Origin of the sequence: Halegenticoccus soli (genome assembly GCF_002844195.1) — an archaeon.
GTDB lineage: Archaea > Halobacteriota > Halobacteria > Halobacteriales > Haloferacaceae > Halegenticoccus > Halegenticoccus soli.
This window is the reverse complement of the sequence record NZ_PEND01000001.1, coordinates 446,269-466,239: the sequence shown is the minus strand read 5'-3', so window position 1 is coordinate 466,239 and position 19,971 is coordinate 446,269. Positions and strand designations below refer to the sequence as shown.

The window sequence follows — 19,971 nt, the reverse complement described above, 5'->3', positions numbered from 1 at the left end:
GGCCGAACGGTCGAGGTCCGTCTACGCCAGCTTCTCGATGTTCTCGACGATCTTGTCAGCGAACTCGCTGGTGGCGAGCTTCTCGCCGCCCTCGATCTGGCGGTGGAGGTCGTAGGTGACCTCCTTGGAGGCGATCGTCTCCTCGACGGCGTCGCGGATGAGCTGGCCGGCGTCCTTCCAGCCCATGTACTCGAACAGGAGGCGGCCCGAGAGGATCATCGCCGTCGGGTTCACCTTGTCCTCGCCGGCGTACTTGGGCGCGGAGCCGTGGACGGGTTCGGCGAGACAGCGGCCGTCGCCGAAGTTCGCGCCGGGGGCGATGCCGAGCCCGCCGATCTGCGCGCCGGCGGCGTCGGACATGTAGTCGCCGTTGAGGTTCATCGTGGCGATCACGTCGTACTGGTCGGTTCGCGTCAACAGCTGCTGGAGCATGTTGTCCGCGATGCGGTCCTTGACGACCAGCTTGTCCGCGGGCTTCTCGCCGTCGTACTCGTCCCACAGCTCGTCTTCGGTGATGGTGACGTCGCCGTACTCCTCCGCGGCGAGTTCGTAGCCCCAGTCGCGGAACGCGCCCTCGGTGAACTTCATGATGTTGCCCTTGTGGACGAGCGTCACCGAATCGCGGTCGTTCTCCAGGGCGTACTCGATCGCCTGGCGGACCAGCCGCTTCGTGCCGAACTCCGTGATGGGCTTGACGCCGATCCCAATGGGGCCGTCGTGCAGCTTGTCGCCGACGCCCATCTCGTCCGTGAGGAACGCCTCGACCTCCTCGACCTCGTCGGTGCCGGCCTCCCACTCGATGCCGGCGTACACGTCCTCCGTGTTCTCGCGGAAGGTGACCATGTCCATCTTCTCGGGGCGTTTGACCGGCGAGGGGACGCCCTCGATGTGGTAGGTGGGGCGGACGTTCGCGTAGAGGTCGAGCTTCTGGCGGAGCGCGACGTTGAGCGAGCGGAAGCCGGCGCCGACCGGCGTCGTGAGCGGGCCCTTGATCGCGACGCGGAACTCGCGGATGGCGTCGACGGTGTCGTCCGGGAGGTTCTCGTCGTACTTCTCTCGGGCGCTCGCGCCGGCGTAGACGCGCATCCAGGAGACGGATCGTCCCGTCGCCTCCGCCGCCGCGTCGAGCACCTTCTGGGCCGCCGGGCCGACGTCCGTCCCGATCCCGTCGCCGTGGATGATCGGTACGATCGGGTTCTCCGGGACGTCGAGCTTCCCGGTCTCCTCGTCGGCGAGCGTGATCTTCTCCCCCTCCTCGGGGACCTCGACCTTGTCGTAGCTCATGAACGATCGGGTGTTTCCCGACCAGCGTAAAAGGCCTGCCGTTCTTCGGTTCGAAGAGCAAATATCGCCGCGGGAACGCGCGAGACAGCACGGCGCACGGGACGAGACGGCACGCCGCGGCGACGAGCGGCGCGGACGCCGAGAACCGACACGCCCATGCCCCGCACGCCCGACGGCGGAGGCATGCACGTCATCGTCCACGGCGGCGCGGGCGGCGTCCCGGACGACCCCGAACCCCGGCAGCGGGTGCTCGACGAGGCGGCCGAAACGGGCGCGGCGCGATCGACGCCCCTCGACGCCGTCGAGTCGGCCGTGAAGGTGCTCGAATCGAACGGGCGGTTCAACGCCGGCGTCGGCGGCGCGGTCCAGTCGGACGGCGTCGTCCGGACCGACGCGGGCGTCATGACCGACGCCCGCGCGGTCGGCGCGGTTGCGAGCGTCCCGGGCGTCGAACACGCCGTCTCCGCCGCGCGGGTCGTGATGGAGGAGACGCCGCACGTGTTCGTCGCGGGCGAGCGCGCCGCCGCCCTCGCCGAGGACTTCGGCGTCGAGACCGGCGTCGATCTGCTGACGGAGCGCAGCCGCGAGCGGTGGGCCGAGGCGGATCCGCCGGGGAGGGAACTGGGTCCGAAGGCCCACCTCGCGTGGTTGCGCGAACGGTGGGGCCGCCACGACAGCGCCGAGGGGGAGTCGGCGGCCCGCGACCCGACGGATCACGACACGGTCGGGGCGGTGGCGACCGACGGCGAGGCGTTCGCCGCGGCGACCTCGACGGGCGGCCGCTGGTTCGCGCTCGCCGGCCGCGTCGGCGACGTGCCGCAGGTCGGATCGGGCTTTTACTGCGCCCCGGCCGGCGGCGCGAGCGCGACCGGGAGCGGCGAGGACATCGCCCGCGTCACTCTCTCGCGGCGGGCCGTCTCGCACCTGGAGCGAGGGCTCGACGCCCAGCGGGCCGCCGAACTCGCGATCGAGGAGTTCGGCGAGCTCACGGGGTCCGAGGCGGGGGTCATCGTGCTCGACCGCGACGGAGCGGGGAGCGCGTACAACAGCGACGGGATGCAGACGAGCGTCGCGCGGTCCTGACTCCGGCGGCCTCCCTTCGGGAACCGAGGGACCGGCTCACCGCTGGTCTGTGAACACGTCGTCGAGGTCGATCGACGGTTCGCGCCGCCCCCTGGACGGTACCGGTCGGGGCTCCTCGTCCGGCGCGGACTCAGCCGCCCGCCGCATCAGCCGCTCGTGGGTGTTGACGACGGGCTCACCCTCCGCGGGACGGACCTGGTCGTAGCTGCCGTCGGCGTTCATCACCCAGCGCTTGCGGTTGTCCGAGAGCGTGACCTCGAGGATCGCCCGCAGTTCCTCGCGGAGCGCCTCGTCCTCGACCGGGGCGACGGCTTCGACGCGGCGGTCGAGGTTGCGCGTCATCCAGTCGGCCGAGCCGACGTAGTACTCCGGGTCGCCGTCGTTGCGGAAGTAGAAGATCCGCGAGTGTTCGAGGAACCGACCCACGACGCTGTGGACGGAGACGGTGTCGCTCACCCCCTCGACGCCAGGTCTGAGCCGGCAGATCCCCCGGACGACGAGGTCGACGTCGACCCCGGCCATCGACGCCCTGTAGAGCTCCTTCACCATCTCGGGGTCCTCCAGCGCGTTCATCTTCGCGACGATCCGGGCGTCGCGCCCGTCGCGGGCGTGTTCCGCCTCACGCCGGATGAGCCGGGAGAACGCCTCGCGCATGTTCTCCGGCGCGACCAGGAGCTTTCGGTACCGCTCGTGCAGCGCGTGGCCGGTGAAGAAGTTGAACAGCTTCACGAGGTCCTGCCCGACGTCGCGGTCGGCGGTCAGGAGGCCGAGGTCGACGTACGTCTTCGCCGTCTCGGAGTGGTAGTTACCCGTCGCCACGTGAGAGTAGATCTGCACGCCGTCGTCCTCCTCGCGGACGACCAGCGCGGTCTTGCTGTGGGTCTTGAGCCCGATGGTGCCGTAGGCGACGTGGATCCCCTCCTCTTCGAGGCGCTTTACCCACCGCAGGTTGTTCTCCTCGTCGAACCGCGCCTTCAGTTCGACCATCACCGCCACCTGCTTGCCGTTCTTGACGGCCTCGATGAGGCTCTCTATGACCTGCGAGTCGCTCGCCGTCCGGTAGATGGCGGCCTTGATCGCGAGCACGTCGGGGTCGCTCGCCGCGGCGTCGAGGAACGTCTGGACGGTGTTCGCAAAGGAGTGGTACGGGTGGTGGACGAGGACGTCGTCCCGCCGGATCTCGTCGAACAGTTCGTCGGGACGGTCCGCGTCGAGGCCCGCGAATCGGGGGTGGACCTTCGGCGTCCACGGGTCGAGTTTCAGCTCCGGCCGGTCGAGGTCCGTCAGGTCCATGAAGTCGCGAAAGTCGATCGGCTCGCGCAGGTCGAACACCTCCCGCTCGTCGACGCCGAGCTGGTCGATGAGTAGCCGTCGGACCTCCGGCGGCATGTCCGCGGCGACTTCGAGGCGGACGACCGTCGCGAACCGCCGCTGGCGGAGCACGTCCTCGATCATCTCGATGAGCCCCTCGGCGACCTCCTCGTTCCGCCTGACCTCGGCGTTGCGCGTCACGCGGAACAGGAAGGCGTCGACGATCTCGACGTTCGGAAACAGGAGGTCGAGGTTCGCCTCCACGATCTGTTCGATCGGCACGAACGTCGGCTCGCCCTCGCCGACCCGAACGACCCGCGGCCGGTTCTTCGGGATCTTCACGCGGGAGAACTTCGGGTCGTCGTCGCCCTCGCGCGTCAGCACCGCGAGCGAGAGGCTGAGGTTCGAGATGAACGGAAAGGGGTGGGCGGGATCGAACGTGAGCGGCGTCAGCGTCGGCAGGACCGAGCTCTCGAAGTACTCGCGCAGGCGCGCCCTGTCGTCGCCGTCGAGGTCGTCGTGGTCGGCGATCTCGATCCCCGCCTCGGCGAGGGCCGGACGGATCTCCTCGTGGTAACACCGGTTCTGCTCCTCGAACAGCTCCCGGGCCGTCGCGAGGATCTCCCGCCACTGCTCGTGCGGCGTCCGCCCGTCGGCGGTCCGCTCCGTGACGCCCGCGTCCATCTGCTGTTTCAGCCCCCCGACGCGCTTCATGAAGAACTCGTCCATGTTCGTCGTGAAGATGGCGAGAAACTTCACGCGCTCCAGGAGGGGGTTCCGCTCGTCGAGGGCCTCGAAGAGCACGCGGCGCTGGAAGGCGAGTTCGCTCAGCTCGCGGTTCAGGTAGTACTCGGGGCTGTCGAGGTCGACGTCCGCGGCGGCCGTCGCCTCCTCGTCTCCGCCGCCGTCGAGGTCAACGCCGTCTCCGACGCCTCCGCCGACGGCGTCCTCGTTTCCGTCGGCATCGGCTCCGTCCCCGTCGGCCCCGTCCCGGTCCGAGTCCGGCCGCGACCGATCGTCGTAATCGAGCGCCGGCGCGCCGTTCGATTCCTCCGATCCGTCCGCCCCGTCGACCGAGGTTTCTGTCGGTTCCCTGTCCGACTGTTCTTCGTCCCCCCGCTCCTCTCCCGTCCGGTCCGCGGTCACGCCTCGTTCCCCCTCAGTTGGCCGCGGTCCGGCGGGGCGTGACGATCTTCGAGTCCTTCCGGGACTGGACGGTCCGGTCCGCCTCGACGCCGACGAACTCCCCGCACCGCCAGTCGTACGCGGTCAGCGCTCCGCCGTAGACGCAGCCGGTGTCGAGCCCGACCGCGTGCTCGCGCACGACCGGTCGTTCCATCACCGTGTGACCGAAGAACACCCGCTTCGGACCGTCGTACCGCTCGAACCAGAAGGGTCGGTCGTAGCTGCCTCCCGGCGCGAGCGATCGGGTGGTCTGCAGGTCGTCGACCGTGTGCTCCGCGAGCGGCTTCCGCGGGTCGACGCCCCCGTGGACGACGAGCGCGTCGTCCCAGGAGACGGCGACGGGGAGCGACCGGAGCCACTCGACGTCCGCCTCGGCGAGGCCGGGAACCGTCTTCTCGCCGCGCAGCACCTTCTCCTCGTTGTTGCCGCGGACGGCGAGCATGTTGGGCGATCCGCGGACCAGGTCGACGACGCCGCCGCTGTTCGGCCCTTTCCGGACGAGATCGCCGACGAACACGACGAGATCGTCGTCGCCGGGGCGCAGCTTCCCGAGGAGCGCGCGCAGTTCCGCGAGACACCCGTGAACGTCGCCGACGACGTAGATGTCGTCCCAGTCGTCGGGGTCGACGCGGCGGTGTTGTGCTTCCAGGGGTTCGGTAAAGCGGACGGTCATGTGGGTGTGAGTCCCTCCTTATAAACGGACTCTGCGGGAGTAAACGGTTGCTAAGAGGTCTACCGAGTGATATATAGACAGCCGCCGCGTCCGGGGGCGGTTCTGGCGTTATTCGGGCGTCTCGCCCGCGGGAATCCCGCAACCTCTTTCCCCCGGACGGCCGAAGCACCGCGGCATGAGCACTGGACCTCTCGACGACGAGGCCGTGGACAAGTACCGGGAGGCCGGCGACGCCCTCCGAACGGTGATCGACGAGGCGGCGGCGCTGATCGAGCCCGGCGCGACCCACCTGGAGGTCGCACAGCACGCGGAAGCGCGCATCGAGGAACTCGCCGACGGGTGCGCGTTCCCCGCGAACATCAGCGTCGACGAGGAGGCGTCGCACGCCACTCCCGGGGCCGACGACGAAACCGAGTTCGGCGAGGAGATGGTCTGTCTCGACCTCGGCGCGCACGTCGACGGGTACATCGCCGACGCCGCCGTGACGGTCGACCTCTCGGGCAACGACGAGCTCGTCGAGGCGGCCGAGGAGGCGCTGGCGGCCGCACTCGACGTCATCGGGCCGGGCGTCGAGACCGGGGAGGTCGGCGCCGAGATCGAGGACGTGATCCGCGGGTACGGCTACACGCCCGTGCTCAACCTCTCCGGGCACGGCGTCGAGCGGTACGACGCCCACACCGGGCCGAGCATCCCGAACCGCGGGACGGACCGGGGGGTCGAACTGGAAGTCGGCGACGTGGTGGCCGTCGAGCCGTTCGCGACCGACGGCCGGGGGAAGGTGAGCGAGGGCGCGAAAGAGGAGATCTACGAACTCGTCGACGAGCGGTCCGTCCGGGACCGCCGGGCGCGACAGGTGATCGAAACGGTGTCGGAGCGGTACAGAACGCTCCCCTTCGCGGCCCGGTGGCTCGACGGTCCCCGAACCGAGATGGCGATCCGCCGCCTGAAACAGCAGAGCGTCCTCCGCGGGTACCCCGTGCTGAAAGAGGAGGACGGGCGGCTGGTCAGCCAGGCCGAACACACCGTCATCGTCACCGAAAGCGGGTGCGAGATCACCACTCGATGACCTCGTGACGTCGGTCGAATAACGCGAAAGCGAGGAAGCTTCGCCGACCCGCGTGCCGTTCGCGGGAACCGGTCGCCGCGTTCAGGCGTTGTTCATCCGCTGGATCGTCTCGCTGCCGCACTCCATGCACACCGCGACGCGGTAGGGCTCGCGGGAGAACTCCGCGTTCTCCGTTTTCGAACTCTCCGTCCGTAACTCCACCCGCACCTTGTGAAGCGTCTCGCTGCGGCAGTCCGCACAGGGTTCCGTAACTCCGTCAAGGTCGGATGGTTGTGTCGCCATAGTATCCGGTCGGACGGCGGGCGAGAGAATAAAAGCCGATCTCCGTTCCGGATTATTTCGACCGTTCATCCCACGATTTACGGCTCAGAACCGTCCGCGTCGCCCGAATTCCGACGTTCGCCGTACGACGTCCATACGAACCGTTGTTTTCGTTCAATCTGCGGTTATTACCCTCCTAAGCCCCGATATACGACCGCGTGAGACAAACGATAAACGAGTGGGGTTCGTCCCCCCCGTATGGAGCAGATCTTCGCCCCGTGGCGGATCGAGTGGGTCGAGCGCGAGGGCGGCGACGGCGACGGCTGTCCGTTCTGCGCGCTCCCCGAGCGGGGGAACGATCGCGAGAGCCGGATCGTCGCCCGGAGCGAGCGGAGTTTCGTCCTGCTCAACAACTACCCCTACAACCCGGGCCACGCCATGGTCATTCCGCTGCGGCACACCGGCGAGTACGCGGAGCTTTCGGACGCGGAACTTCTGGACCACGCCCGGTTGAAACAGCGGACGCTGACCGCGATCGCGGACGCGCTGGATCCGGACGGCTTCAACGCCGGATTAAACCTCGGGCGGGCGGCCGGGGGATCGATAGGCGACCACCTCCACACCCACGTGGTCCCCAGGTGGGACGGCGACACGAACTTCATGCCGGTCGTGGGCGACACGAAGGTCATCGTGGAGGCGCTGGACGACACGTACGAACGCGTCCGCGGAGCCTTCGCCGAACAGGGCGGCGCGACGACCCCGGCCGCGGACGGGGCCGTTCGGCTGCGCTTCGACTGACGTGGCGAGCCGTCGAAACGTTTCGGCTGACGCGGCGGACGGACCGAAGACCCCGAAGGGCCTTTGGAGGCCGACGGCGAACCCCCGGTGATGGAGCGAAAGACGGCCGTGAGGCGGGTCGGGCTGGCGGTGCTCGCGGTCAACGTCGTCCTCCTGCTGGGAAAGGCGGCCGTGTGGTCCGTCACCGGGAGCCTCGCCGTCGGTTCCGAGGCCGTCAACAGCCTCGCGGACGCCGCGTACAGCATGGTCATCCTCGCGGGGCTGTACGTCACGACGCAGCCGCCGGACTTCGAACACCCCCACGGTCACGAGCGGATCGAGCCCTTCGTCTCGCTGTTCGTCGCGGTCGGGGTGTTCGCCGCCGGCGCGGCGGTGCTCTGGCAGGCGACGACGGCCGTCCTCGCGGGGCCGACCGCCGACGGCGCGAGCCCGATCGCCGTCGCCGTCCTCGCCGCCACCGCGGTCACCAAGTACCTCCTCTACCGGTACTGTCTCCGCGTCGGTCGCGAGCGGAACTCGCCCGCGGTCGTCGCGACCGCGCTCGACAACCGGAACGACATCCTCACCGCCGGCGCCGCGCTGATCGGGGTACTCGGGGCGGGGGCGGGGTACCCGATCCTGGATCCCCTGGCGGCCGGCGTCGTCTCCCTCGGCATCCTCTACACCGGGGTCGAGATCGTCCGCGACAACGTCAACTACCTCGTCGGGGCGGCCCCGCCGGAGGAACTCCGGGCCGAGATCGTCCAGCGGGCGCTCTCGCACCCGGAGGTGAAGGGGGCCCACGACGTGGTCGCCCACTACGTCGGCCCCGAAATCGACGTGAGCCTCCACATCGAGGTCGAGGGGGACATGACGATCAGGCGGGCGCACGCGCTCGAAACGGCGGTCGTCGAGTCGGTACGGGAGATTCCGGGCGTTGACGACGTGTTCGTCCACGTCGATCCCCGGGAGCTCGGCGAGTGGAAGGAGGACGCCGAGGCGGATCGGCTCGCAAACTACGCGCCCGCGTCCGGGGCCGAGTCCGAGGACGACGCCGAGACGACGGTAAAGCGGAGGCGGTCGTGAGGCTGAACCGGCCGGAGAGCCGAGACGAGTGGGGAGAGGCGGCGACGGCCTCGGTCGGGGGATCGGAGGCCGGAATTAGCCCCGTCCGACCACCACCAGGCGGATCCATCCGAGCTCCGGCACCCGGAGCCCCGCTTTCGATTTGATCCACTGGGGACGAACCGGCGGCGCGATGCCGGACACCTGGTCGTAGTACGGGTTGGCGTCTCCCTTCGTGATGTATCCCCCGTGCGGCGCCGGGCAGTTCCGCAGGTCGTCGCACCCGTCGGCGTCCGGCGGGAGGTACGACTCGTTCGCCCGGTCGTACCAGTTTTCGCCCCGCTCGACGCGGAAGTGCGCGCGGTGGATTACCGACGTTCCCCTGCTCGGAACGTCGTAGATTATCACGTCGCCCGGCGCGCCGAACTTCGGATCGCCGTCGGGCGAGCGGACGGTGTCGATGTCCGGTCCGTCGGCCGCCGCGACGGTCCACCCGTCGGTGTCGGTGACGACGACCAGGTCGCCCGTCTGGATATTCGGCGACATGCTCCCGCTCTCGACGGCGACCATGGGCGGCCAGACGCCGCAGGTGGCGAAGAGAGCGAGCGTCAGAACCGCGACGAAGAGGAAAGAGCGCGCGAGCGTGCGCGTCCAGGAGCGTCGGTCGTCAGACATGGACACTCGTACACCGATCGGCGGTTAGTAGATTCGCGTCGTTTGCAGGCCGTGAGACGGCCTCCTATGGCAAACGAGGCGAGATGAAACGGACGAAGTGAAGCGGACGAAATGAAACGGACGAAATGAAACGGACGAACCGAAGCCCCGGTCCCGTCCGATGGCGTCAGACCGGCTCGCCGAACGCGTACACCGTCTGCTGGCCCGTGACCTCCACGTCGAGGAAGTCGCCGGGTTCGATGCCGCGCTCCGAGGCGTTTCGGACGATGATCTGCCTGTACGCGCCGTCCCGGCACTTGACCGAGTCGCCGGTCCCCTCCTCGACGACGAGCACCTGACGCGTCGTCCCGACCATCGACTCGTACGCCTCGCCGACGATCTCCATCTTCAGCTCGCTCATCTCCTTCGAGCGCTCCTTCTTCACCGCGCCGTTGAGCCCCTTCAGCTTCGCGGCGTCGGTTCCGGGCCGCTTCGAAAAGCGGGTGACGTTGATCTTCTCGGGGCGGACCTCGCGCATGAGCGCCAGGCTCTGGGCGTGGTCGTGTTCGGTCTCGGTCGGGAAGCCGACGATGAAGTCGGTCGAGAGCGTCCAGTAGTCGAGCCGCTCGTCGAACGTCTCCACCACCTCGACGAACTCGCGGACCTGGTGCTGGCGGCGCATGTCGCCGAGCACGTCGTTCGACCCGGACTGGACGGGCGCGTGGATGAAGTTGTAGAGCTCGTCGTTCTCCGCGAAGACCCGCGCCAGTTCGTCGCGGATGCCGTGGATCCCCTTCGGATTCGCCATCCCGACGCGGACGCGGAAGTCGCCGTCGATCCCGCAGATCCGTTCGAGCAGTTCGTGGAGCTTGCGCTCGCCCCTGTCCCAGCCGTAGACGCCGGTGTCCTGCCCCGTGATCCGGATCTCCTTCGCGCCGGCGTGGACGAGCGCCCGCGCCTTCTCGACGTTCTCCTCGATCGGCGGGGAGTCGATCCGCCCGGTCGCCTTCTTCGTGATGCAGTACGAGCAGTCGCTCATGCAGCCGCGGGCGATGGGCAGGATGCCGATGACGCCGTCGAGAACCGGCTCCGCGTCGGGCGTCGGCGTCGGGCACTCGCCGTTCATCGCCGCGACGGGCACCTCGTCCCAGTGGAGCACCTGCGCGTCGACGCCGGCCTTCACGAACTCCTCGCCCTGCGCGAGCGCCATGCAGCCCGTGACGATGAGGTCCGCCGTCTCCTCCTGCAGCTCCTTCGCCCGGCGGATCATGTTGCGCTCGGTCTTCTCGACGACCGTGCACGTGTTGAGGATCGCCACGTCGGCGTCCTCGGGCCCGTCGGCGCGGTGGTGTCCGCCGTCGCGGAGCGCCCGCTCGATCTGACGGCTCTCACCCCGGTTCGCCGTGCAGCCGTAGGTCTCGATGTGATATCGGGCCATTCAGTTAGCGGACGTTTCGGGTGCGCGGGCAAAAGCGCGACGGTCCGGGGCGAAGGCGGCGAGGAACGCGCCGGCCGGCGTGCGTTCGGGCGATCTCTCTCGACCGTTCCTGCGGTCCCCACCCCACCTCACCCCGGCGGGTCACTCCGCGCGAGATTCGACCGGGACGCCCCGCAGGAGCATCGGGAGGATCGTGCGCGCGAAGTGCAGAAACAGCACGAGGACGATCGGCCCCAGGAAGATGCCGTACCAGCCGAACGCGACGGAGCCGAAGACGTACGACATGAGGACGAGGCCCGCGTGGATGTCGCCGGACGAGACGTACGAGCGGATGAAGAAATCGGGGACGGTGTCGACGACGACGAGCGTGACGAGGAAGAACGCGACGGGGAACCACAGCGGGGCGGCCTCGCGGGTGACGGCCACGAGGAGCAGGTAGCCGGTCATCGGGAAGTAGAACAGCTTGATGCCGACGACCGGGACGAGGGTGAAGATGCCGGTCAACGCGGCGGAGAGGACGACGTACGGCACGGTCACCCCCTGGGGTGAGATCGACCGCAGGCCGTAGTAGGTGACGCCGGCGATGAGCGCCGTGATGCCGACGACGACCAGGTTGCCCCAGTAGATGCGCTCTAAGTCCGCGTCGACGCTCTCCGCGAACGCGACGACGCTCCGCTCCCGCTCGAAGGTCCGGCGGAACCACCGCCCCACGGCGTCGTCCGCCTGGAGGAGGTAGAACGCGACGAGGAGCATCACGAACGCGTCCAGCAGGACGCCGAAGATCACGCTCGCGTACCGTAACAGGGCGCTCAGATACCGCCGGATCGCCGTCCACGAAACCGGACCGAGCGGTCCAGATCGCCCCTGCTGGATCCGTTCGGACAGTCGTTGCAGGTTCGAAATTCGCGCGAGATCGACGTGCGGCCGCAGGTAGGAGCGATACCGCCCGAGGTCGTTCGACGCGAGAAACTGGTTCAGTTCGCCGAGCCCCTGAAACAGCCCGTACCCGACGACGAGGAGCATCGGCAGTCCGACGGCGAGGAGCGTCAGCGCCGCCGTGGCGTCCGAATTATCGACGTACCTGTCGAGCCGGCGGGAGATCGGGCGCGTCGCGTAGTACAGGAAGATCCCGAACACGAGCGCCCCGACGAGCGAGTAGAGCGCGAACGCGACGACCGCGACGATCCCGACTCCGGCCGCCCACCACAGAAGCTGCACTCGGGTGTGGTTCCAGCGAGCCATCCACTGCTAGCAGTCGGTACCGACGCGCAAAAGTGTGGACCCGGTCGGGGGTGGCTCGCCCCTCCGACGCGGAGTTCCCGCGAGGGATCACCGCCCGAACAGCCGCGAGAGGAACGACCGCTTCCGGGGGCGTTCGGCCAGGAGCACCGAACACTCCACCTCGTTGACGACGTCGTAGACGAGCGAGCCGCCGAGCAGCCGAGAGAGCAGGCCGCGCTCAGTCGCGCCGATCACGACCATCGTCGCGTCCTCCGAGTGGCGGGCGATCGCCCCCTCCACGTCGCCCGAGGCGTCGACCACGAGCTCGGCGTCGCCGAGGTCGCGCTCGGCCGCCCAGTCGCGGAGGAACGCCTCGCCCGCCTCGCGTTCGTCCTCGCCGTCGGCGACGTACAGCAGCGTGACGTCGGCGCCGCGGAGGTCCTTCAGCACGCGCGTCACCTCGGCGCTGAGGTCCGAATCGGCCCCGCCGGCGGTGGGGAGGAGCACGCGCGAAGGGTCGAAGCCGCGGTCCTTGAGGACGAGGAAGTCGCAGGGCAGGTCGCTCGTGAGCTCGTCGAACGTCCCCTCGACGCGGCCCGCCGACCAGTACGCCTCCTCGCTCCACCCCATGACGACCAGGTCGGCGGCGGAGGTTTCGGCGGCGTCGAACACCTCCTCGAACAGCCGGTGCGAGATGATCGTCCGCGTCTCGACCGGCACGCCGAACGTCTCGGCGTCGTCGCGCGCCGCGTCCAGGAGCGCCGCGGACTCGGCGTCGATCTCGTCCACGCGCTCCGCGCCGGCGGACAGCGGGATCTGGTCCGGGACCTGCACGATGTGCGTGGCGACGACGGTGCCGCCCCGGGCCTTCGCCACCAGGCTGGCGAGTTCGATGAGGTCCTTTTCGGTGCGGGGGTTTGCGAGCGGGACCATCACCCGGTAGTCCCCGCCGTCGGGCTGGACGGTGCTCGCGGCGGACACCGCGGCGTCGGGCATCTCGTCCGCCCGAGCGAGGATGTACCGACCGAGAACCCCCTGTCTGTCCGTGTTCCCCCGCGCGTAGACGAAGTACCAGACGACGGCGAGGGCGACGAACACGGCCGAGAGCGCGATCTCCACGGGATCCATGAACGCGACCAGCCCAAGCGAGACGACCGCGCCGACGATCGGCGTGACGGGGTACAGCGGGACGCGGAAGTCGGGATCGTAGTCGGCGAGGTCCGCCTCCCGGAAGACGATGAGCGCGAGGTTCATCAGCGCGTACACGATGAGGTGGAGGACGCTCGCCGCCTTGGCGAGCGTCTCGACCGTTCCGAGTGCGATGAACGTGACGATGATGAGCCCCGTGACGAGGATGGAGCGGTACGGGGTCGCAAAGCGCGGGTGGATCTCGTTGAGCGACGCGCTCACGATCCGCTCGCGCCCCATCGCGAAGTTGATCCGGGCGGACGCGAGGATGGACGCGTTCGCGCTCGAGGCCGTCGCGAGGAGCGCGCCGAAGGTCATCATCGTCACGCCGAGCGCGCCGAGGTTCCCCGAAAAGGAGATCGAGGCGACCTGCGAGACGGGCGTGTTGAGGTCGAGCTCCGGCCAGGGGACGATGCCGAGCATCACAACGACGAGGATCGCGTAGATGACGGTCACGACGGCGACGCTGCCGATGACGGCGATCGGCAGGTTCCGGCCGGGGTTCTTCAGCTCCTCGGCGACGGTCGCGATCTTGGCGTAGCCGAGAAAGGAGACGAAGACGAGGGCCGTCCCGGGGAGGATCGCGGCGGGGCCGAACGGCGCCAGTCCGCCCTCGTCGACGAGCGTGCCGTAGTCGAACTGCAGGAACCCCGCCGCGGCGAAGACCGTGAGAATCGCGAGGAGCGAGAGCACGATGACCGTCTGGATCCCGCCCGTCTCCTTCGCGCCGATGTAGTTGACGCCGACGAAGGCCACGCCGGCGAGGAGCGCGCCGATCTGCACCGGGTCGAGAAAGAGGACCCCCGGAATCGGGAGCAGCGTCGAGAGGTAGCCGCCGAAGCCGATGCAGTAGAACGCGGAGGCGAACGCGAGCCCCATCCAGTCGCCGAGGCCGGCGATCGAGCCGAAGAGCGGGCCGAGCGCGCGGTTGACGTAGTAGTAGCCGCCGCCGGCTTTGGGCATCGCGGTCCCGAGTTCGCTCACCGAGAGGGCGTTGACCATCGCGATGAACCCGCCGACGATGAACGAGACGACGACGATCGGCCCCGCCTCGCGGGCGGCCACGCCGGGCAGGACGAAGATGCCCGCGCCGATCATCGTGCCGATGCCGATCGTGAGCGCCGACAGCAGGCCGAGGTCCTTCGCCAGTTCCTCGTCAGCCATCGCTCATCACCGTCCCGCGGGGCGTCAGCCCCCGGCAACCGCGGCCGTCGACGGACGTTCCGTCCGGCGTTTCCGTCTGTCGGAGAGAGTATCGTGGGCTCATGTGTGCGAAGAGCAGAGAATCAGGGGCGGTGTCCCGCCGGCGCACCGAGGCGAAGAGCCCGCGCGGCGGACCGCGGACGTACCCCGTTTCCGATCACGATCCCCGCTTTCGCCCGCGCCGACTTAACTGATTCGACATCAGAACAGAGCTGAACTTCCCGATTCGAGAACGGTCGTCGGTTCCGACCGGTTGCGCGCCGAGATCGTCCGTCGCGGAGCCGCGGACGCGGACCGGGCGCTCCGCCGGACGACACGGCGGACCCGCGCCTCACTCCCCGGGGAACCCCTCGACGATCTCGACGCCGCTCGACGCCCCGATGCGCTCCGCGCCGGCGTCGAGCATCGCCCGCGCCTCCTCGTAGCTGCCGATCCCGCCGCTCGCCTTGACCGGCAGGTACTCGCGCATCAGTTCGACGTCCTCGACGGTCGCGCCGCCCTCGGCGAACCCCGTCGAGGTCTTCACGAACGCGGCGCCGGCCTCGGCCGCCGCGCGGCAGGCCCGATGCTTCTCGTCCACCGAGAGGAGCGCCGTCTCGATGATGACCTTCACCGGGATCGGGACCGCGGCGACGACCTCCGCGAGGTCGGCCTCGACCGCGTCGACCCGCGGGGCGACGCCGTCCGCGCGGTCCGGATCGGCGTGCGTGTCGTCGCCTCCCCGGTCCTCGCCGTCTTCGCCACCGGTACCGTTCCGGCCGTTCTCGCCGGCCTTCAGGCGGCCGACGTTGATCACGACGTCGAGTTCGTCCGCCCCGTTCTCCCACGCGTCCACCGCCTCGGCGCGCTTCGCCGCCGTGCTGTGCTGACCGTGGGGGAACCCCACGACGGTCGCGAGCGTCACGTCCGGGGCGTGTGCCGCCGCCTCGGCGACGTAGCACGGCGGAACGCAGGCGTTCATCCCGTACGCTGCCGCCTCGTCGAGGACGCGCTCGACGTCGGCCGGCGTCGTCTCCGGACCCAGCACCGTGTGGTCGATGCGCGCGACGAACTCCCTTCGGTCCATGCGCGGTCCCACGGGGTGCGGGGGCAAAAACGCGCCGAAGCGCGGGTCGCTCCCGCGGCGGGCCGAGAGACTGACGGCCGCCTCGTCCCGTTGTCGCCTCGTCCCGTCGCCGCCCTCGACGGGGACGCGCCGACGCCCGCGGTCGGTTCCGCGGACAGGTTCGCCCGTCAACCTAATCGCAAGGCTTTCCCGCCGGCCCGACGGCCGTTCGCGCATGCAGCTCCTCCCGGAGGGGTTCGCGCTGCCGCCGGCACCGTACCTGCTCGGACTGCTCGTCGGTCTCGGCGCCGTCGGCTGGGCGTTCGCCCGCCGCAGGCCGCCGGTCACCGACCGGCACGTGGTCGCGCTCGCGCCGTGGATGTGCACCGGGGCCTGCCTGCACGTCCTGTACGTCCTCGACGCCCTGCCGCCCGCGGTCCGGCCGCTCGCCGGGACGCCCGCCGTCTACCTGACGGTCGCGCTCGTCGCCGGAGCGATCTGGATCGGGGCGGACGAAGGGACCGGCCGCGCGCCGCGGGCGCTCGCCGTGACCGGCGCGTTCGCGCTGCTCGCGGCGCTCGGCCTCGCGCTGGCGGTCGGGTCGGCCCGGGGAACGCTCCACCCCCGCTGGCCGGCGCTCGGGCTGGTCGCGTCGGCCGTCGTCGCCGCCGCGGCGTGGGTCGGGCTGGCCCGCCTGCGGCCCCAGGCGGCGATCACGGGCGGGGCCGGGGCGCTCGCGATGTTCGGCCACGTCCTCGACGGCGTCTCGACGGCCCTCGGCGTCGACGTGCTCGGCTTCGGCGAGCGGACGCCGCTGTCGCGGGTCATCATCGAGTTCGGGGACGCGCTGCCGACGGCCGAACTCGTCGGCGCGGGATGGCTGTTCGTGCTCGTGAAGCTCGCCGTCGCGTCGGTCGTCGTCGCCCTGATGGCCGATTACGTCCGCGAGGAGCCGACTGAGGGGTACCTCCTGCTGGCGCTGATCGCCGCCGTGGGGCTCGGTCCCGGGACGCACAACCTCGTCCTCTTTTCGATCGCGTGAGCGCCGGCGGGTCCCGTCGAGTCGGCCGCGTACCCGTCCGCCAGTCCGCCGAAACTGGTTCCCCCGATCCGTTTGATCGGTTCGCCGACGGCTACAGGTTTTTTTCCGGACCGCCGCGTCGGTTCGGCCATGCCCCGCGTTATCTGCGCCGGCCACGTCAACTGGGACGTCACGCTGTACGTCGACCGCCTGCCCGAACCCGACGGCGAGGCGGTCATCGAGGCCCAGACCGGCGCTGGAGGGGGAAGCGCGGCGAACGTCGCGTGCGGGCTGGCGCGGCTCGACGTTCCCGTCGCGCTCCTCGGGAGCGTCGGCGAGGACGACCACGGGGCGGCCGCGCGGGCTGAGTTGATCGACGCCGGGGTCGACTGCGGGACGATCCAGACGGTGCCCGACGGCGAGACGGCGGTGAAGTACCTCGCGGTCTCGGCCGCCGGCGAGGTGATGGTGTTCGGCCGCGACGGCGTGAACGAGGCGTTCACCGCCGGCCACCTGCCCGAGTCGACGCTCGCGTCGGCGGAGCACGTCCACCTCACGAGCCAGCGTCCGAACACCGCCGCCCGGCTGGCCGACCGCGCGAGGGAGGCCGGCGCGACCGTGAGTTTCGATCCCGGGCGGCGGCTCGACGAGCGGGACTTCTCTGGCGCGCTCGCGCGCGCGGACGTCGTCTTCCTCAACGACCGCGAGGCGGCCACGGCGCTCGGCGACGCGCTCGACTCCGAGAACCGGACGCTCGTCCTGAAGCACGGACCCCGGGGGGCGGAGGTCCGGACGGGGACGAGGACGTACACGCACCCCGGCTTCGCCGTCGAGACGGTCGACACGACCGGCGCGGGCGACGCGTTCGCCGCGGGGTTCATCGCGTCGCTGCTCCGCGGCGACGGGTGCGAGGAGGCGCTCGCGCTCGCGAACGCCTGCGGCGCCCTCGCCGCGCGGACGAGGGGGGCGCGGACGCCGCTCGACTGGGACGGCGTGTCAGAGCTACTCTCGCGCTGATTGCCCGCAAACTTATCTCGCTGCGCGGACTGTTCGGAGATAATGAATCCGGGCACGGTTCCACAGCTGGCGGCGCCGGCGCTCTCGTTCGCCCTGAACCTCGGTATCGGGGCGTTAGCGGGGCTGGCGGCGGCGCTGGCGATGACGCTGCCGGTCCGCCGGCAGTCGGAGGGATTCTCGCCCGCGTACGTCGCCGCGTCGGTGTTCAGGCGGAAGAAGCCCGACGAGGTGAGTGCCCGCGACGCGAACGTCGCCCACCACGCGACCGGCGCGGTCGCCGGGGCGCTCTACGCCGCCGTCTTCTCCGCGCTCTCGGTCGTCGTGCCGGGGCTTGGTCGGGTCGCCGGCGTCGCGCTCCTGCCGCACCTGCTGGCGGTGGGAGTCGTCGTCCTCCTCGTCTACGCCTCGTACGCCTACGTGGTGCTTCCCCGGGCAAAGAGCGCGATCTACGAGGACCAGTCCACCGCGGTGCGCGGCCAGTGGCTCCGCTCGTCGCTCGTGTTCGGCGTCACGCTCACGCTGATCGCGCCGGTCCTCTGGTCGATCGCCGCGTGAGCGTCGGAAGCGGTACGGGCTTCGACGAGACGATCGTCCGCCGGACGGCCGATACGCTCGGTCCGTCGTCGACCGGATCTAAAAAACGGGGTCGGTTACCGATTACGCGCTGGCGCTCTGGCTCTGCGTGGCGGAGTTGGACGCGGAGGCGCTGCCGGTCTGGCTGTTGTAGTTGGCCTGGCTGTTGCTCTGGCTGACCGACTGGTCGCCCTTGTTGAACACGCCCACGGACGCGCCAACCTGCGTGTTCTCGTTAGACTGGTCGACGTCCTGGTCCTGGTCGACGCTCGCCTCGGCGTTCTGGTAGTTCTCCTGGTTCTGCTTGATCGTGGTCTTGTCCTTCGCCTTGTCCTTCATCTTGTCTTTCCAGTCGCTGTGGTCCGCGGCGACGGTTCCCGCGAGACCGGCGCTGAAGACGGTGCCGACGACCACGAGGGCCATCAGGATGCGTAGTGCCTTTTTCATGGGTATCACGAGCAGGAACGCCCGGACGAAGGCCCGATTCAACCGGCCGAGCGGTCGAGTCAGATTCAACCACCGCACCGAAGGCCGAGCGGTCGAGTCAACCGCACCGAACGAACTCCGTCCGAGCGCTCGTCGCTCGCTCGGTACTGTCGACAGAACCCGTATTCAACGCCGACGGTAGTTGCATCGGGAATATTGTACGTTTTCCCGATCATCGCTCAATTGACAACGATCGTTCTCGCTGAGCGGTCGTCGCGAGGCTTCAAAATCCCGTTACTCGCCGAAAGCGCGCTAAACTGTCGGGCGCCCCCGACGCGGGTCCCGGCGTCCGATAAACGATAGTAAACGAGAGTTCCGTTTCAACCGTTCACACTCTGTCGATCGGACGCCCCGCGACGGGTTCGTTCGGCCCGCGAAGGGAGGTAGCGGGCGAACTGGCGGCGGCAACACCGCGTTAGGCGATCGGGACCGATAAACAGTCGGGATCGCGGGGACTGAACGGCCGGCTCGAACGGGCCGGAACGTCGGACGGCGCGAACGTTTCGACAGCCGAGAGGCGAGCGCGCGGACGCGGCTCGTCGGGAGCGACGCGCCGCCGATCGTGACCCGCGGTCGACCCAACCGCGTCATTTTTCCCGCCGACGCGAGAGCCGACAGTATGGCAAAACAGCCCCACCTGCTCGTCGAGGAGGGAGACGTCAACGAGATCGCGCTGGTGCCCGGCGATCCGGGCCGCGTCGACCGGATCGCGAGGCAGTGCGAGAACGTCGAGGAGGTGTCGCAGAACCGCGAGTACAAGATCGTCAACGCCGAGTACGAGGGCGTCGGGCTCACGATCTGCTCGACCGGCATCGGCTGTCCCTCCGCCGCCATCGCGATCGAGGAGCTCTCGCGCGTCGGCGTGAACACGGTCGTCCGCGTCGGCACGATCGGCGCGCTCCAGGAGCGCGTCGAGATCGGGGACATGATCGTGGCGACGGGCGCCGCGAAGGAGGAGGGCACCTCGAAGCGCTACGAGTCCGCGGTGTACCCCGCGGTCCCGGATTACGAGGTGCTGACCGCGCTCGTCGATGCGGCCGAGGAAAACGAGGAGCGCGCGGCCTCGAACGAGGCCGCGGAGGGGGCGAGCGGCGACGCCGCGGGCCGAGTCCACGTCGGCCCCATCGTCAGCGACGACGCGTTCTACAACGAGAGCGACGAGTACGTGAGAGACTGGAACGAGGCGAACCTGCTCGCGATCGAGATGGAGGCCGCGACGGTGTTCGCGCTGGCCCGCCGGAAGGGCATGCGCGCCGGCGCGATCTGCACCGTCGACGGGAACCTCGTGAAGGGAACGCAGAAGGGGGCCGACGGCGACGAGGAGCTGCCCGAGAAGGCGAAGAACAACGTCGAGCGCGCCATCGGCATCGCGCTCGACGCCGTCGCGCGCATCGCGTAGGCGGCCCAGCCCCGCACGAAG

The 19,971-nt window shown here is 69.5% G+C and carries 18 protein-coding genes; 8 read left to right on the top strand and 10 right to left on the bottom strand.

What is annotated here, in order from left to right:
• Nucleotides 1-21: 21 nt before the first annotated feature.
• Nucleotides 22-1,284: an isocitrate dehydrogenase (NADP(+)) gene (gene icd, locus CNO20_RS02325; protein WP_101294406.1), complete on the bottom strand. Its 1,263-nt coding sequence runs from the start codon at nt 1,282-1,284 to the stop codon at nt 22-24.
• Nucleotides 1,285-1,467: 183 nt separating this feature from the next.
• Here icd and CNO20_RS02320 point away from each other — a divergent pair, with 183 nt between their 5' ends.
• Nucleotides 1,468-2,367 carry an isoaspartyl peptidase/L-asparaginase gene (locus CNO20_RS02320; RefSeq protein ID WP_101295004.1) on the top strand — a complete coding sequence of 300 codons (900 nt, stop codon included), beginning with the start codon at nt 1,468-1,470 and terminating at the stop codon, nt 2,365-2,367.
• A gap of 36 nt (nt 2,368-2,403) precedes the next feature.
• On the opposite strand, the gene ppk1 is transcribed toward CNO20_RS02320, so the two are convergent.
• Complete coding sequence (gene ppk1, locus CNO20_RS02315; RefSeq protein ID WP_101294405.1) at nt 2,404-4,824, bottom strand: polyphosphate kinase 1; 2,421 nt, start codon at nt 4,822-4,824, stop codon at nt 2,404-2,406.
• 13 nt (nt 4,825-4,837) lie between these two features.
• The gene (locus tag CNO20_RS02310; RefSeq protein WP_101294404.1) at nt 4,838-5,536 is read right to left on the bottom strand and encodes a metallophosphoesterase family protein; all 699 of its coding nucleotides are present in this window, start codon (nt 5,534-5,536) and stop codon (nt 4,838-4,840) included.
• A 175-nt stretch (nt 5,537-5,711) separates the two neighbouring features.
• On the opposite strand from CNO20_RS02310, the gene map reads away from it, so the two are divergent.
• A complete protein-coding gene (map, locus tag CNO20_RS02305; RefSeq protein ID WP_101294403.1) occupies nt 5,712-6,602 on the top strand; it encodes a type II methionyl aminopeptidase in 891 nt (296 codons plus the stop codon).
• 81 nt (nt 6,603-6,683) lie between these two features.
• Here map and CNO20_RS02300 read toward each other — a convergent pair whose 3' ends face one another.
• Complete coding sequence (locus CNO20_RS02300; protein WP_101294402.1) at nt 6,684-6,884, bottom strand: DUF7835 family putative zinc beta-ribbon protein; 201 nt, start codon at nt 6,882-6,884, stop codon at nt 6,684-6,686.
• Between the two features lie 237 nt (nt 6,885-7,121).
• On the opposite strand from CNO20_RS02300, the gene CNO20_RS02295 reads away from it, so the two are divergent.
• Complete coding sequence (locus CNO20_RS02295) at nt 7,122-7,661, top strand: HIT family protein (protein ID WP_101294401.1); 540 nt, start codon at nt 7,122-7,124, stop codon at nt 7,659-7,661.
• 90 nt (nt 7,662-7,751) lie between these two features.
• On the top strand, nt 7,752-8,726 hold the full coding sequence (locus CNO20_RS02290; RefSeq protein ID WP_101294400.1) for a cation diffusion facilitator family transporter: 975 nt from the start codon (nt 7,752-7,754) through the stop codon (nt 8,724-8,726).
• 75 nt (nt 8,727-8,801) lie between these two features.
• On the opposite strand, the gene CNO20_RS02285 is transcribed toward CNO20_RS02290, so the two are convergent.
• From CNO20_RS02285 to deoC, 5 genes are all read right to left on the bottom strand, one after another.
• Nucleotides 8,802-9,380, bottom strand: coding sequence for a S24/S26 family peptidase (locus CNO20_RS02285; RefSeq protein ID WP_101294399.1), 579 nt, complete (start codon nt 9,378-9,380; stop codon nt 8,802-8,804).
• A gap of 166 nt (nt 9,381-9,546) precedes the next feature.
• Nucleotides 9,547-10,797 (bottom strand): tRNA (N(6)-L-threonylcarbamoyladenosine(37)-C(2))-methylthiotransferase, encoded by a 1,251-nt coding sequence (locus tag CNO20_RS02280; protein WP_101294398.1) that lies wholly within the window; start codon nt 10,795-10,797, stop codon nt 9,547-9,549.
• A 141-nt stretch (nt 10,798-10,938) separates the two neighbouring features.
• A complete protein-coding gene (locus CNO20_RS02275; protein WP_101294397.1) occupies nt 10,939-12,039 on the bottom strand; it encodes an AI-2E family transporter in 1,101 nt (366 codons plus the stop codon).
• Nucleotides 12,040-12,126: 87 nt separating this feature from the next.
• Nucleotides 12,127-14,370, bottom strand: coding sequence for an amino acid permease (locus CNO20_RS02270; protein WP_101294396.1), 2,244 nt, complete (start codon nt 14,368-14,370; stop codon nt 12,127-12,129).
• 370 nt (nt 14,371-14,740) lie between these two features.
• Nucleotides 14,741-15,475 (bottom strand): 2-deoxyribose-5-phosphate aldolase, encoded by a 735-nt coding sequence (gene deoC, locus CNO20_RS02265; RefSeq protein ID WP_101294395.1) that lies wholly within the window; start codon nt 15,473-15,475, stop codon nt 14,741-14,743.
• A gap of 214 nt (nt 15,476-15,689) precedes the next feature.
• Between deoC and CNO20_RS02260 the strand changes: the two genes are divergently transcribed.
• The 3 genes from CNO20_RS02260 (at nt 15,690) to CNO20_RS02250 (ending at nt 18,047) form a co-directional block, all read left to right on the top strand.
• Nucleotides 15,690-16,496, top strand: coding sequence for a DUF63 family protein (locus tag CNO20_RS02260; RefSeq protein ID WP_101294394.1), 807 nt, complete (start codon nt 15,690-15,692; stop codon nt 16,494-16,496).
• Between the two features lie 129 nt (nt 16,497-16,625).
• Complete coding sequence (locus CNO20_RS02255; RefSeq protein WP_101294393.1) at nt 16,626-17,492, top strand: ATP-dependent ribose-1-phosphate kinase; 867 nt, start codon at nt 16,626-16,628, stop codon at nt 17,490-17,492.
• Between the two features lie 42 nt (nt 17,493-17,534).
• Nucleotides 17,535-18,047: a hypothetical protein gene (locus CNO20_RS02250; RefSeq protein WP_101294392.1), complete on the top strand. Its 513-nt coding sequence runs from the start codon at nt 17,535-17,537 to the stop codon at nt 18,045-18,047.
• Nucleotides 18,048-18,149: 102 nt separating this feature from the next.
• Here the strand turns inward: CNO20_RS02250 and CNO20_RS02245 are convergent, their stop codons facing one another.
• A complete protein-coding gene (locus CNO20_RS02245; RefSeq protein WP_143423135.1) occupies nt 18,150-18,512 on the bottom strand; it encodes a hypothetical protein in 363 nt (120 codons plus the stop codon).
• Nucleotides 18,513-19,170: 658 nt separating this feature from the next.
• On the opposite strand from CNO20_RS02245, the gene CNO20_RS02240 reads away from it, so the two are divergent.
• Nucleotides 19,171-19,950, top strand: coding sequence for a nucleoside phosphorylase (locus CNO20_RS02240; protein ID WP_101294390.1), 780 nt, complete (start codon nt 19,171-19,173; stop codon nt 19,948-19,950).
• Nucleotides 19,951-19,971 lie beyond the last annotated feature (21 nt).

Coding starts and splice junctions, on each gene's coding strand:
- icd (WP_101294406.1), bottom strand. CDS start 1,284: ATGAGCTACGACAAGGTCGAGGTCCCCGAGGAGGGGGAGAAGATCACG.
- CNO20_RS02320 (WP_101295004.1), top strand. CDS start 1,468: ATGCACGTCATCGTCCACGGCGGCGCGGGCGGCGTCCCGGACGACCCC.
- CNO20_RS02310 (WP_101294404.1), bottom strand. CDS start 5,536: ATGACCGTCCGCTTTACCGAACCCCTGGAAGCACAACACCGCCGCGTC.
- map (WP_101294403.1), top strand. CDS start 5,712: ATGAGCACTGGACCTCTCGACGACGAGGCCGTGGACAAGTACCGGGAG.
- CNO20_RS02300 (WP_101294402.1), bottom strand. CDS start 6,884: ATGGCGACACAACCATCCGACCTTGACGGAGTTACGGAACCCTGTGCG.
- CNO20_RS02295 (WP_101294401.1), top strand. CDS start 7,122: ATGGAGCAGATCTTCGCCCCGTGGCGGATCGAGTGGGTCGAGCGCGAG.
- CNO20_RS02290 (WP_101294400.1), top strand. CDS start 7,752: ATGGAGCGAAAGACGGCCGTGAGGCGGGTCGGGCTGGCGGTGCTCGCG.
- CNO20_RS02285 (WP_101294399.1), bottom strand. CDS start 9,380: ATGTCTGACGACCGACGCTCCTGGACGCGCACGCTCGCGCGCTCTTTC.
- CNO20_RS02280 (WP_101294398.1), bottom strand. CDS start 10,797: ATGGCCCGATATCACATCGAGACCTACGGCTGCACGGCGAACCGGGGT.
- CNO20_RS02275 (WP_101294397.1), bottom strand. CDS start 12,039: ATGGCTCGCTGGAACCACACCCGAGTGCAGCTTCTGTGGTGGGCGGCC.
- CNO20_RS02270 (WP_101294396.1), bottom strand. CDS start 14,370: ATGGCTGACGAGGAACTGGCGAAGGACCTCGGCCTGCTGTCGGCGCTC.
- deoC (WP_101294395.1), bottom strand. CDS start 15,475: ATGGACCGAAGGGAGTTCGTCGCGCGCATCGACCACACGGTGCTGGGT.
- CNO20_RS02260 (WP_101294394.1), top strand. CDS start 15,690: ATGCAGCTCCTCCCGGAGGGGTTCGCGCTGCCGCCGGCACCGTACCTG.
- CNO20_RS02255 (WP_101294393.1), top strand. CDS start 16,626: ATGCCCCGCGTTATCTGCGCCGGCCACGTCAACTGGGACGTCACGCTG.
- CNO20_RS02250 (WP_101294392.1), top strand. CDS start 17,535: ATGAATCCGGGCACGGTTCCACAGCTGGCGGCGCCGGCGCTCTCGTTC.
- CNO20_RS02245 (WP_143423135.1), bottom strand. CDS start 18,512: ATGAAAAAGGCACTACGCATCCTGATGGCCCTCGTGGTCGTCGGCACC.
- CNO20_RS02240 (WP_101294390.1), top strand. CDS start 19,171: ATGGCAAAACAGCCCCACCTGCTCGTCGAGGAGGGAGACGTCAACGAG.